The sequence below is a fragment of the Streptomyces sp. LS-MS-L19 genome (genome assembly GCF_058382285.1).
In genome coordinates this window covers 1,723,543-1,735,369 of sequence record NZ_JBYCLL010000001.1, presented here as the reverse complement: position 1 = coordinate 1,735,369, position 11,827 = coordinate 1,723,543, and the positions used below count along the sequence as shown (strand labels likewise).

Here is an 11,827-nt window from a genome sequence, read left to right as displayed (position 1 = left end):
CCTCGCGGCTCTAGGGGATCGATGACTGAGTATGGCCGGGGCCAGGAAGGCTCCGAACCGTGGCATCCGCAGGACCCGTACCACGGGGACGGCGGATGGGAAGGGCAGCAGGCCCACACGGGCCATCAAGCTGCCTACGGCGGCCAGCAGCAGCACTATCCGCAAGCGCCGCAGCAGCAGTACGGCGACTGGGGCAACGGTCAGCAGGGCGACTACGGACAGTCACCGCAGCAGTACCAGCAGCAGTACGACCCCAACCAGGGCTACGACCAGCAGAACCAGGGCTACGACCCCCAGAACCAGGGCTACGACCAGCAGCAGTACCCCGCCCAGCAGCACCAGCAGTACACCCAGCAGCAGTACGACAACAGCGGCTGGGGCACCGGCACGCAGGTCCCGTACCCGGACCCCTCGGACCCGTACGGTCAGCAAGCCGCGGCCTACGGCACCGGGCAGCAGCCCGACCCCTACGCCACCCCTGACGCGTATCCGCCGCCGGAGCCGCCGAGCCGCCGCCAGGCCGAGCCGGAAGTCCAGCAGACCGACTGGGATCCCGGCCCCGACGAGGGCGAACACGCCTTCTTCGCGGGTGGCGGTGGTGACGACGAGGACGAGGTCGACGACGAGGGCGGCCGGGGCGATCGCCGGGGCCGCGGCGGCAAGAAGCCCAAGAAACGGCGCAGCGGATGCGCCTGTCTGGTGGTTCTGCTGGTGTTCGGCGGCGGTCTCGGCACGGTCGGGTATTTCGGCTACCAGTTCTACCAAAATCGTTTCGTCTCGGCGCCGGACTACACCGGTGGCGGCACCGCCGACAAGGTGGCCATCACCATCCCCTCGGGCGCCAACGGCGCGGAGATGGGGCGGCTCCTCAAAGCGGCGGGCGTCGTCAAGAGCGTCGACGCGTTCGTGACCGCGTTCGCGCAGAACGACGACTCGGGGAAGATCCAGGCCGGCTCGTACCTGCTGAACAAGGAGATGTCCGCCGAGAGCGCGGTCGCGATGATGCTCGACCCCAAGAGCCAGGACAACCTGATCGTCCGCGAGGGCGAGCGCAACACCGCGGTCTATGCGGAGATCGACGAACGCCTGAAGCTGGCGAAGGGCACCACGGCGAAGGTCGCGAAGCAGAAGTACAAGGACCTCGGGCTGCCCGACTGGGCGCTCGGCCATCCCAACCTGAAGGACCCGCTCGAAGGGTTCCTCTACCCCTCCGCCTACGCGGTCAGCAAGGGCGGAAAGCCGGAGACCGTCCTCAAGGACATGGTCGGCCGGGCCACCGAGAAGTACGAGGACCTCGGCCTGGAGAAGAAGGCCGAGGGACTGGGCCTCGACGGCCCCTGGCAGCTGCTCACCGTGGCGAGCCTCGCCCAGGCCGAGGGCACGAGCCACGACGACTTCCGCAAGATGGCCGAGGTCGTCTACAACCGCCTCAAGCCGGGCAACCCCCAGACGTACGGCTCCCTGGAGTTCGACTCCACGTACAACTACGTCAAGAACCAGAGCAAGATCGACCTTACGATCGCCGAGCTCAAGCAGTACAACAACCCGTACAACACGTACTACGTCAAGGGTCTGCCGCCCGGACCGATCGACAACCCCGGCGAGGAGGCCATCAAGGGGGCGCTCAACCCGACCCATGACGGCTGGTACTACTTCATCTCGCTGGACGGCAAGACCAGCAAGTTCACGAAGACACTCGCCCAGCACGACAAGCTCGTGCAGGAGTTCAACGCGTCACGGAAGGACTGAGGACCGGCCGTCACAGCCAGGTGGCCGGGCGGTGGTCCCCGCGTGACAACGGATCAAGGAACGGTTCCATGACACCTCGGGCCACCGCCGCCCGCCGGGCCGCCGTCCTCGGCAAGCCCATCGCCCACTCCCTCTCGCCGGTCCTGCACCGGGCGGCCTACGAGGCGCTGGGGCTCACCGACTGGTCGTACGACCGCTTCGAGCTCGACGAGGCCGCCCTGCCCGGGTTCGTCGCGGGACTCGGGCCGGAGTGGGCCGGGCTGTCGGTGACCATGCCGCTCAAGCGGGCCGTCATCCCGCTCCTCGACGGGATCAGTGAGACGGCCGCCTCGGTGGAGGCGGTCAACACCGTCCTGTTCACCGAGGACGGCCGCCGCCTCGGCGACAACACCGACATCCCCGGCATGGTCGCCGCCCTCCGCGAGCGCGGAATCGAACAGGTCGACTCGGCGGCCATCCTCGGCGCCGGCGCCACCGCCTCCTCCGCGCTCGCCGCGCTCGCCAGGATCTGCACCGGCGAGGTCGTCGCCTATGTGCGCAGCGAGTCCCGGGCCGCCGAGATGCGGCAATGGGGCGAGCGCCTCGACGTCGAGGTGCGCACCGCGGACTGGGCGGACGCGGCCGAGGCCCTGCGCGCCCCCCTGGTCATCGCCACCACCCCCGCCGGGGCGACGGACGACCTCGCCCACGCCGTACCGGAGCGCCCCGCGGCCCTCTTCGACGTCCTCTACGACCCCTGGCCCACCGAACTCGCGGCCCGCTGGTCGATGATCGGCGGGGCCGTGGTCAGCGGACTCGACCTGCTGGTGCACCAGGCGGTGCTCCAGGTCGAGCAGATGACGGGCCTGAAGCCCGCGCCGGTGGAGGCCATGCGCAAGGCGGGCGAGCACGCGCTGGCGGCCCGCTGAGGTCCTCCGGCCCAGCCTCACCGCCGCCCCCGGTGCATCTCCACGTCCGTCTGCTGGACCGGTGACCGGTCGTCGCCGCCGGACGTGGGAGGATCGGAGGTGGCGGGCCGGGGCCGCGCACCTGGTCGCGCCGTTGCCGTACGCGAGGACGCGCGTAAGCAGGGCAGTACCAGGGCGCGAGCACTGAGGAGCACCGTTGAGCAGGTTGCGCTGGCTGACCGCGGGGGAGTCCCACGGTCCCGCACTCGTGGCGACGCTGGAGGGCCTTCCCGCCGGCGTGCCGATCACCACGGAGATGGTGGCGGACCACCTGGCGAGGCGTCGGCTGGGCTACGGCCGCGGTGCCCGGATGAAGTTCGAGCAGGACCAGGTCACCTTCCTCGGCGGTGTCCGGCACGGTCTCAGCCTCGGCTCCCCGGTCGCGATCATGGTGGGCAACACCGAGTGGCCCAAGTGGGAACAGGTCATGGCGGCCGACCCCATCGACCCGGAGATCCTGGCGGGCCTCGCGCGCAACGCCCCGCTGACCCGCCCCCGCCCCGGCCACGCCGACCTCGCGGGCATGCAGAAGTACGGCTTCGACGAGGCCCGGCCGATCCTGGAGCGGGCCTCCGCGCGGGAGACGGCGGCCCGGGTGGCGCTGGGCGCGGTGGCCCGGTCGTACCTCAAGGAGACGGCCGGCATCGAGATCGTCTCGCACGTGGTCGAGCTGTGCTCGGTGAAGGCCCCGGCCGGGGTGTACCCGACGCCGGCCGACGTCGAGAAGCTGGACGCGGACCCGCTGCGCTGCCTGGACGCGGACGCGTCGAAGGCGATGGTGGCCGAGGTCGACCAGGCCCACAAGGACGGCGACACCCTCGGTGGCGTGGTCGAGATCCTGGCCTACGGCGTCCCCGTGGGACTCGGCTCCCACGTGCACTGGGACCGCAAGCTGGACGCCCGGCTGGCCGGCGCCCTCATGGGCATCCAGGCGATCAAGGGCGTGGAGCTCGGCGACGGCTTCGAGCTGGCGCGGGTGCCCGGGTCGAAGGCGCACGACGAGATCGTGGGCACTCCTGAGGGCATCCGGCGCACCTCCGGCCGCTCGGGCGGCACCGAGGGCGGGCTGTCCACCGGTGAACTCCTGCGCGTGCGGGCGGCGATGAAGCCGATCGCGACCGTGCCGCGGGCCCTGCAGACCGTGGACGTGACCACCGGTGAGGCCGCGCAGGCCCACCACCAGCGCTCGGACGTGTCCGCGGTCCCCGCCGCCGGCATCGTCGCCGAGGCCATGGTCGCCCTCGTCCTGGCAGACGCCGTGGCGGAGAAGTTCGGTGGCGACTCGGTGCCCGAGACCCGCCGCAACGTCACCTCGTACCTCGAGAACCTGGCCATCCGATGAGCCCGCTGGTGGTGCTCGTCGGGCCGATGGGCGTGGGTAAGTCGACGGTGGGGCAGCTGCTGGCCGACCGGCTCGGCACCGGCTACCGGGACACCGACGACGACATCGTCACCGCGCAGGGCCGCAGCATCGCGGAGATCTTCGTCGACGAGGGCGAGCCCGCCTTCCGGGCCGTCGAGAAGGCCGCGGTGGCCCGGGCGCTCGCCGAGCACGACGGCGTCCTCGCGCTGGGCGGCGGCTCGATCCTCGACGCGGACACCCGCGCCCTGCTGGCCGGGCAGCGGGTGCTGTACCTGTCGATGGACGTCGAGGAAGCGGTCAAGCGCACCGGCCTGAACGCGGCCCGCCCGCTGCTCGCGGTCAACCCGCGCAAGCAGTGGCGCGAGCTGATGGAGGCCCGCCGCTCGCTGTACGAGTCGATCGCCACGGCGGTCGTGGCCACCGACGGCCGTACGCCCGAAGAAGTCACCCGAATCGCGCTGGACGCACTGGAGTTGAAGGAAGCATGAGCGAGGCAGTGACGCGCATCCAGGTCGGCGGCACCGCGGGCAGCGAGCCGTACGAAGTCCTGGTGGGACGTCAACTCCTGGGTGAGCTGGGCGCGTTGGTGGGGGAGAAGGCCCAGCGGGTCGCCGTCATCCACCCCGAGGCGCTCGCCGACACCGGGGACGCGCTGCGCGCCGACCTCGCCGAGCAGGGCTTCGAGGCCGTCGCCATCCAGGTGCCGAACGCGGAGGAGGCCAAGACCGCCGAGGTCGCCGCCTACTGCTGGAAGGCGCTCGGCCAGTCCGGCTTCACCCGCTCCGACGTCGTGGTCGGCGTCGGCGGCGGCGCGACCACCGACCTCGCCGGGTTCGTGGCCGCGACCTGGCTGCGCGGGGTGCGCTGGATCGCCATCCCGACCACCGTGCTCGCCATGGTCGACGCGGCGGTCGGCGGCAAGACCGGCATCAACACCGCCGAGGGCAAGAACCTCGTCGGCGCCTTCCACCCGCCCGCCGGCGTCCTGTGCGACCTGGCCGCGCTGGACTCCCTGCCCGTCAACGACTACGTCTCCGGGCTCGCCGAGATCATCAAGGCCGGCTTCATCGCCGACCCGGTGATCCTGGAGCTCATCGAGTCCGACCCCGAGGCCGCGCGCACCCCGGCGGGCCCGCACACCGCCGAGCTCATCGAGCGCTCGATCCGCGTCAAGGCCGAGGTGGTCTCCTCCGACCTCAAGGAGTCGGGCCTTCGGGAGATCCTCAACTACGGCCACACGCTCGCCCACGCGATCGAGAAGAACGAGCGGTACAAGTGGCGGCACGGCGCCGCGGTCGCCGTGGGCATGCACTTCGCCGCCGAACTGGGCCGTCTGGCGGGCCGGTTGGACGACGCGACCGCCGACCGCCACCGCACGGTCCTGGAGTCGGTCGGCCTGCCGCTGCACTACCGCTACGACCAGTGGCCCAAGCTGCTGGAGACCATGAAGGTCGACAAGAAGTCGCGCGGCAACCTGCTGCGGTTCATCGTCCTCGACGGACTGGGCAAGCCCACCGTCCTGGAGGGCCCGGACCCGGCCGTGCTGCTCGCCGCGTACGGCGAGGTCGGCCAGTAGCTCCCCGTGACGGGCGTTCCGCCCCACGGCGAGAGCGGTCGGTGGGTCCCGTGACGGGCGACCCGTCGGATTCGCCTTGCGCCAGGGGCACTTCGGCCTCCACTCGGCCGTTTCACCAAATGAGGGCGCGGGGCGGTACCGTTCGGTGGCGAGCGGGGTAGGTACCGCCCTGTAACCAGCGCCGATCAGCCTGCCGCGAGTGAGCCGGAGGGGCGCGTCGGGTACGAGAGGACGAGCGAGCCGGGCCCGAGGGCCGGGTCCGGTCGGGCTCCCGGCACCGACGCGAGCGCCCCGACGGCGCACGAACCGGCCAAGACGAGACGGAGTGGCACCGGATGCAGCACGCAGTGGGTTCTCCGCTGCCGCCGCCCCACCAGCCGGGGCACGGACCGGCCACCGGCTGGTCGCCGGCCGCACATCACCCGGGACCGCATCACCCGGGTGCGCACCAGGGCTCCGGCCCGGTGCCCCCACCGCCGCCGGCCCCGGGCTTCACCCCGGCTCCGGTCCCGCCGACACCGCCGCACGCCTCGGTTCCGCCGGCGTCTCCGCACTCGTCGGTCCCGCCCGCTCCGCCGCACGCACCGGCACCGCCCGCGCCCCAGCACGCACCCGGCCCACCCGCGCCGCCGCACCCACCGGGTCCGGTGCCCGACACCACCGGCCATGTCCCGCTGCCGCCCGGCGCACCGGTCGGCGCCCCGAGCGCGCCGCCCGCCGCCGTGCCCGACCCCGCGGGCACCACCCTCGCCGTGCTCCTGATCGGTCCCGCCGGCGCCGGCAAGACGAGCGTCGCCAAGTACTGGGCCGACCACCGCCGCGTCCCCACCGCCCACATCAGCCTCGACGACGTCCGCGAGTGGGTCCGCTCCGGATTCGCCGACCCCCAGTCCGGCTGGAACGACCACTCCGAGGCCCAGTACCGCCTCGCCCGCCGCACCTGCGGCTTCGCCGCCCGCAACTTCCTCGCCAACGGCATCTCCTGCATCCTCGACGACGCGGTGTTCCCGGACCGGCCGGTGGTCGGCCTCGGCGGCTGGAAGCGGCACGTGGGGCCGGGCCTGCTCCCGGTGGTCCTGCTGCCCGGCCTGGAGATCGTCCTGGAACGCAACGCGGAGCGGTCCGGCAACCGCCGCCTCACCGACGAGGAAGTGGCGCGGATCCACGGCCGGATGGCGGGCTGGTACGGCTCCGGTCTGCCGATCATCGACAACAGCCAGATGGACGTACCGCAGACGGCGAAGGTCCTGGACGACGTCCTGGCGAGGTCGATAGCGAGCCCACCGAGCTGGTAGCCGGGGCCCGTCGGACCCACCAAGAGGCGCGGGGCCGTGCCGATATGCGGCTCCGCCGCGTGGGCGCGACCAGCCCCCACCGGCCCGCACATGACCAGCGACCCTCCCCACTCGGACTCCCTCAAAAAGCGACTTACCGGTAAAACTCCTACGCTCAAGTCATGTCAGAGGTGTACGCCACCCGCAGAGCCCGCCTACGCGACCGCTGCCAGGCCGGCGGCAGCCAATCCGCGCTGATCTCCCGACCGGCCAACGTCCGCTACCTAGCGGGCACCGCCCCGCGGGGCAGCGTGCTGCTGCTCGGCAGGACCGAGGACCTGCTGGTGTGCTCCGGCCACCCGGAGGACCGTCCCGGCACCGGCCGCCCCGACGAGACCCTGCGACTGCACCACCTGCCCGGCGCCGGGGGCGACCCCGCCGTCGCCGCGGCCGACCTCGCCATCGGCCAGGGCGTGGACTCGCTCGCCGTGGAGGAGGAGCACCTCACGGTCGCCCGGCACCGCGCGATCCGCTCCGTCGTACCCCGGCTCCGCCTCGCGGACCTCGTCGGCGCGGTCGAGCAGCTCCGGGTCATCAAGGACGAGGAGGAGATCTCCTGCCTGCGCATCGGCGCCGAGATCGCCGACCAGGCACTGGGCGAACTCCTGGAGTCCATCCTCGTGGGACGTACGGAACGGCACCTCGCCCTCGAACTGGAGCGTCGCCTCGTCGACCACGGCGCGGACGGCCCGGCCTTCGCCACCTCCGTGGGCACCGGCCCGAACTCCGGCCGCCGAGGCCACCGCCCCACCGACCGCCGGGTCGAGGAGGGCGATTTCCTCTCCGTCTGCCTGGGCGCGAGCTACCGCGGCTACCGCTGCGAGATCGGCCGCACCTTCGTCATCGGTACGTCTCCCGCGGACTGGCAGATCGAGCTGTACGACCTCGTCTTCGCCGCTCAGCGCGCCGGCCGCGAGGCACTGGCGCCCGGCGCCGAGTACCGCGAGGTGGACCGGGCGGCCCGGCAGGTGCTGGAGTCCGCGGGCCATCACGAGGGCCTGTCGTCCCTCACCGGACACGGTGTGGGACTCGAAATCGACGAGGACCCGCAGTTGGCCCCCGCGGCCATGGGTAAACTGGACGCTTGCGTGCCGGTCACCGTCGAACCGGGGGTCCACCTCCCGGGCCGGGGCGGTGTCCGGATCGATGACACGCTCGTCGTACGCCCCGAGGCGGACGGCGGACCCGAGCTACTCACCATCACGACCAAGGAGCTGCTCGCCCTGTAGGCAGAGGCGTGCGCCGGGGTCGTCCACGTCAGTCCAGGAGATTCCGCAACCGTGGCTTCCACGAACGACCTCAAGAACGGCCTGGTGCTCAAGCTCGAAGGCGGCCAGCTCTGGTCCGTCGTCGAGTTCCAGCACGTCAAGCCCGGCAAGGGCCCGGCCTTCGTGCGCACCAAGCTCAAGAACGTCCTGTCGGGCAAGGTCGTCGACAAGACCTTCAACGCCGGCGTCAAGGTCGAGACGGCCACTGTCGACAAGCGCGACATGCAGTTCTCGTACATGGACGGCGAGTACTTCGTCTTCATGGACCTGGACACCTACGACCAGCTGATGATCGACCGCAAGACGGTTGGCGACGCCGCCAACTTCCTGATCGAGGGCTTCACGGCCACCGTCGCGCAGCACGAGGGCGAGGTGCTCTTCGTCGAGCTGCCGGCCGCCGTCGAGCTGACGATCCAGGAGACCGAGCCGGGCGTCCAGGGCGACCGCTCCACCGGCGGCACCAAGCCCGCCACCCTGGAGACCGGTCACCAGATCCAGGTCCCGCTCTTCATCACCACCGGTGAGAAGATCAAGGTCGACACCCGCACGAGCGACTACCTCGGCCGGGTGAACAGCTAACCGTGGCTGCCCGCAACACGGCCCGCAAGCGCGCCTTCCAGATCCTCTTCGAGGGCGACCAGCGCGGCGTCGACGTCCTGACGGTCCTCGCGGACTGGATCCGGCTCTCCCGGGAAGACACCCGGCAGCCCCCGGTCAGCGAGTACACGATGCAGCTGGTCGAGGGCTACGCGGAGCACGCGAAGCGCATCGACGAGCTGATCGCGCAGTACTCGGTCGGCTGGACGCTGGACCGGATGCCGGTCGTCGACCGCAACATCCTGCGGCTGGGCGCCTACGAGCTGATCTGGGCCGACGAGACCCCGGACGCCGTGGTGCTCGACGAGATGGTGCAGCTGGCGAAGGAGTTCTCCACGGACGAGTCGCCCTCGTTCGTGAACGGCCTGCTGGGCCGGCTCAAGGATCTGAAGCCTTCGCTGCGCCGAGACGAGGCGTGAGCCGAGCCGCCGAGGCGACCTCGAGACAAGCAGTGCCTGAGGGCCCGCAGCATCACCGCTGCGGGCCCTCAGGCGTACGGGTGCGGGAAAGCGGCGCGAGGCCCGCAGAAAGCCGCCGGGGTGGCCGGAACCGTGAAGTCCCGGCCACCCCGGCGGCACGTTTCTGCTGAGGCTGGGGGCGGCTCAGCTCTCCTCGTGGGACACCGCGCGACGCGCGTCCGCGTCCAGCACGCCCCAGCTGATCAGCTGCTCGGTGAGGACCGAGGGCGACTGGTCGTAGATGACGGCGAGTGTGCGCAGGTCGTCCTGGCGGATCGAGAGCACCTTGCCGTTGTAGTCACCGCGCTGGGACTGGATCGTCGCCGCGTACCGCTGGAGCGGGCCCGCCTTCTCGGCCGGGACGTGAGCCAGCCGCTCCAGGTCCAGGACCAGCTTCGGCGGCGGCTCGGCGGCCCCGCCCGGAGTGGTGCCGGGCAGCAGCTCCTGCACCGGAACGCCGTAGAAATCCGCCAACTCGGCAAGGCGCTGCACGGTCACCGCGCGGTCGCCACGCTCGTACGATCCGACCACGACCGCCTTCCAGCGTCCCTGGGACTTCTCCTCGACACCGTGGAGGGAAAGGCCCTGCTGGGTGCGGATGGCCCGAAGCTTGGCCCCGAGCTGTTTGGCGTATTCGCTGGACATATAGCTCCCCGGACACTGGATCGACGCGGCTGCAGTGGTCCCGAGCCGCGCGCTGGTAACTCACTGTGAGGTTACGCAGCGTGACGCTTCTGCGTCAAGCCGAATGGTCCACACCGACTCTTCCGTGGTGGCGGAGGTCGATTGCGCCAAGGGGGTGACATGAGGCGCCGAAAGGGCCTGCTACGGTGGATGGCGCAAATCCGACGTCCTTTAAGGTCCGTCCCGTGAGGCGGAGAAGGAGGTCCGTTTCGTATGGACAAGCAGGACACTTCTGATATGGGCGCGTCCGATGCCCGGCCCGTTCTCGAGGGCCCCGACATCGCGCGTGTGCTGACCCGCATCGCCCACGAGATCGTCGAACGCGCCAAGGGCGCCGACGACGTGGTGCTCCTCGGCATTCCGACCCGGGGCGTCTACCTCGCCCAGCGGCTCGCCGCCAAGCTCGAGGAGATCACCGACCGCAAGATCCCGGTCGGTTCGCTCGACATCACCATGTACCGCGACGACCTGCGCATGCACCCGCCGCGCGCGCTGGCCCGCACCGAGATCCCCGGTGACGGACTCGACGGCCGGCTGGTCGTCCTCGTCGACGACGTGCTCTTCTCCGGCCGCACCATCCGCGCCGCCCTGGACGCCCTGAACGACATCGGGCGCCCCCGCGCGGTGCAGCTCGCCGTCCTCGTCGACAGAGGCCACCGCGAACTGCCCATCCGCGCCGACTACGTCGGCAAGAACCTCCCCACGTCGCTGCGGGAGACGGTCAAGGTCCAGCTCGCCGAGGAGGACGGTCGCGACACCGTGCTGCTCGGCGTGAAGCAGACCCAGTAGCGAGCCCCGGGGCACGCCTCGCGTCGGCGTGCCCACGCTTGCCCGGAATCTCCCCCTGAACTGCCTTACGGAGCCTGACAGATGCAGCGTCATCTCATCTCGGCCGCCGACCTCACCCGCGACGACGCCGTCCTGATCCTCGACACCGCCGAGGAGATGGCCCGGGTCGCCGACCGGCCGATCAAGAAGCTGCCGACCCTGCGCGGCCGCACGATCGTCAACCTCTTCTTCGAGGACTCCACGCGCACGCGTATCTCCTTCGAAGCCGCCGAGAAGCGCCTCTCCGCGGACGTCATCAACTTCACCGCCAAGGGCTCCAGCGTCTCCAAGGGCGAGTCCCTCAAGGACACCGCGCAGACCCTGGAGGCCATGGGCGTCGACGCCGTCGTCATCCGGCACGGTGCCTCCGGGGCGCCGTACCGCCTCGCCAACTCCGGCTGGATCGACGCCGCCGTCATCAACGCGGGCGACGGCACCCACCAGCACCCCACCCAGGCCCTCCTCGACGCGTTCACCATGCGCCGCCGGCTCGTCGGGCGGGACGCCGGGATCGGCCAGGACCTGTCCGGCAAGCGCATCACGATCGTCGGGGACGTCCTGCACAGCCGGGTCGCCCGCTCCAACGTCGACCTGCTGCACACCCTGGGCGCCGAGGTCACCCTCGTCGCCCCGCCCACCCTGGTGCCGGTCGGCGTCGAGACCTGGCCCTGCGAGGTGGCGTACGACCTCGACGGCACGCTCGCCAAGTCCGACGCGGTGATGATGCTGCGCGTGCAGCGCGAGCGCATGAACGCCGCGTTCTTCCCGACCGAGCGGGAGTACTCCCGGCGCTACGGCCTGGACGGCGACCGCATGGCGCGGATGCCGGAGCACGCCATCGTGATGCACCCCGGGCCGATGGTCCGGGGCATGGAGATCACCGCCGAGGTGGCCGACTCGGACCGCTGCACGGTCGTGGAGCAGGTCGCAAACGGAGTCTCCATCCGGATGGCCGTCCTGTACCTCCTTCTGGGCGGCAACGAGCCCGCCGTCAGCCACACCCGTATCGAGGAGAAGTAAGTC

General features: G+C 71.2%; 12 protein-coding genes. 11 read left to right on the top strand and 1 reads right to left on the bottom strand.

The features are described from left to right. Positions 1-21 precede the first annotated feature (21 nt). The 9 genes from mltG to nusB all read left to right on the top strand — a co-directional run bounded on the left by mltG (position 22) and on the right by nusB (position 9,253). Positions 22-1,749, top strand: coding sequence for an endolytic transglycosylase MltG (mltG, locus tag AC2XR2_RS07540; protein WP_491514630.1), 1,728 nt, complete (start codon positions 22-24; stop codon positions 1,747-1,749). A 68-nt stretch (positions 1,750-1,817) separates the two neighbouring features. Beyond that, positions 1,818-2,657 carry a shikimate dehydrogenase gene (locus tag AC2XR2_RS07535; RefSeq protein WP_491514629.1) on the top strand — a complete coding sequence of 280 codons (840 nt, stop codon included), beginning with the start codon at positions 1,818-1,820 and terminating at the stop codon, positions 2,655-2,657. 196 nt (positions 2,658-2,853) lie between these two features. Then, on the top strand, positions 2,854-4,038 hold the full coding sequence (gene aroC, locus AC2XR2_RS07530; RefSeq protein ID WP_381307191.1) for a chorismate synthase: 1,185 nt from the start codon (positions 2,854-2,856) through the stop codon (positions 4,036-4,038). Next, positions 4,035-4,547 (top strand): shikimate kinase, encoded by a 513-nt coding sequence (locus AC2XR2_RS07525; RefSeq protein ID WP_381307193.1) that lies wholly within the window; start codon positions 4,035-4,037, stop codon positions 4,545-4,547. Before aroC ends, AC2XR2_RS07525 begins: the two co-directional genes overlap by 4 nt. Further along, positions 4,544-5,635, top strand: a complete 1,092-nt coding sequence (gene aroB / locus AC2XR2_RS07520; RefSeq protein ID WP_020138095.1) for a 3-dehydroquinate synthase — start codon at positions 4,544-4,546, stop codon at positions 5,633-5,635. The genes AC2XR2_RS07525 and aroB overlap by 4 nt, the downstream gene beginning before the upstream one ends. Before the next feature lie 335 nt (positions 5,636-5,970). Beyond that, the gene (locus tag AC2XR2_RS07515) at positions 5,971-6,930 is read left to right on the top strand and encodes a Pro-rich N-terminal domain-containing protein (protein ID WP_330268186.1); all 960 of its coding nucleotides are present in this window, start codon (positions 5,971-5,973) and stop codon (positions 6,928-6,930) included. A gap of 161 nt (positions 6,931-7,091) precedes the next feature. Then, complete coding sequence (locus tag AC2XR2_RS07510; RefSeq protein WP_491514628.1) at positions 7,092-8,198, top strand: aminopeptidase P family protein; 1,107 nt, start codon at positions 7,092-7,094, stop codon at positions 8,196-8,198. Between the two features lie 51 nt (positions 8,199-8,249). Next, complete coding sequence (gene efp, locus AC2XR2_RS07505) at positions 8,250-8,816, top strand: elongation factor P (RefSeq protein WP_037714883.1); 567 nt, start codon at positions 8,250-8,252, stop codon at positions 8,814-8,816. Between the two features lie 2 nt (positions 8,817-8,818). After that, entirely contained in the window at positions 8,819-9,253 is a 435-nt protein-coding gene (gene nusB / locus AC2XR2_RS07500) for a transcription antitermination factor NusB (RefSeq protein ID WP_123759504.1), read from the top strand. A gap of 183 nt (positions 9,254-9,436) precedes the next feature. On the opposite strand, the gene bldD is transcribed toward nusB, so the two are convergent. Next, positions 9,437-9,937, bottom strand: a complete 501-nt coding sequence (bldD, locus tag AC2XR2_RS07495; protein ID WP_003956405.1) for a transcriptional regulator BldD — start codon at positions 9,935-9,937, stop codon at positions 9,437-9,439. Between the two features lie 252 nt (positions 9,938-10,189). On the opposite strand from bldD, the gene pyrR reads away from it, so the two are divergent. Both pyrR and AC2XR2_RS07485 read left to right on the top strand, forming a co-directional pair. Further along, complete coding sequence (gene pyrR, locus AC2XR2_RS07490) at positions 10,190-10,765, top strand: bifunctional pyr operon transcriptional regulator/uracil phosphoribosyltransferase PyrR (RefSeq protein ID WP_356464535.1); 576 nt, start codon at positions 10,190-10,192, stop codon at positions 10,763-10,765. Between the two features lie 81 nt (positions 10,766-10,846). Continuing rightward, entirely contained in the window at positions 10,847-11,824 is a 978-nt protein-coding gene (locus AC2XR2_RS07485; RefSeq protein ID WP_381307903.1) for an aspartate carbamoyltransferase catalytic subunit, read from the top strand. Positions 11,825-11,827 lie beyond the last annotated feature (3 nt).

What these genes read in the sequence shown, in the direction of transcription:
- mltG (WP_491514630.1), top strand. Translation starts at nt 22, where the DNA reads ATGACTGAGTATGGCCGGGGCCAGGAAGGCTCCGAACCGTGGCATCCG.
- AC2XR2_RS07535 (WP_491514629.1), top strand. Translation starts at nt 1,818, where the DNA reads ATGACACCTCGGGCCACCGCCGCCCGCCGGGCCGCCGTCCTCGGCAAG.
- AC2XR2_RS07525 (WP_381307193.1), top strand. Translation starts at nt 4,035, where the DNA reads ATGAGCCCGCTGGTGGTGCTCGTCGGGCCGATGGGCGTGGGTAAGTCG.
- aroB (WP_020138095.1), top strand. Translation starts at nt 4,544, where the DNA reads ATGAGCGAGGCAGTGACGCGCATCCAGGTCGGCGGCACCGCGGGCAGC.
- AC2XR2_RS07515 (WP_330268186.1), top strand. Translation starts at nt 5,971, where the DNA reads ATGCAGCACGCAGTGGGTTCTCCGCTGCCGCCGCCCCACCAGCCGGGG.
- AC2XR2_RS07510 (WP_491514628.1), top strand. Translation starts at nt 7,092, where the DNA reads ATGTCAGAGGTGTACGCCACCCGCAGAGCCCGCCTACGCGACCGCTGC.
- bldD (WP_003956405.1), bottom strand. Translation starts at nt 9,937, where the DNA reads ATGTCCAGCGAATACGCCAAACAGCTCGGGGCCAAGCTTCGGGCCATC.
- pyrR (WP_356464535.1), top strand. Translation starts at nt 10,190, where the DNA reads ATGGACAAGCAGGACACTTCTGATATGGGCGCGTCCGATGCCCGGCCC.
- AC2XR2_RS07485 (WP_381307903.1), top strand. Translation starts at nt 10,847, where the DNA reads ATGCAGCGTCATCTCATCTCGGCCGCCGACCTCACCCGCGACGACGCC.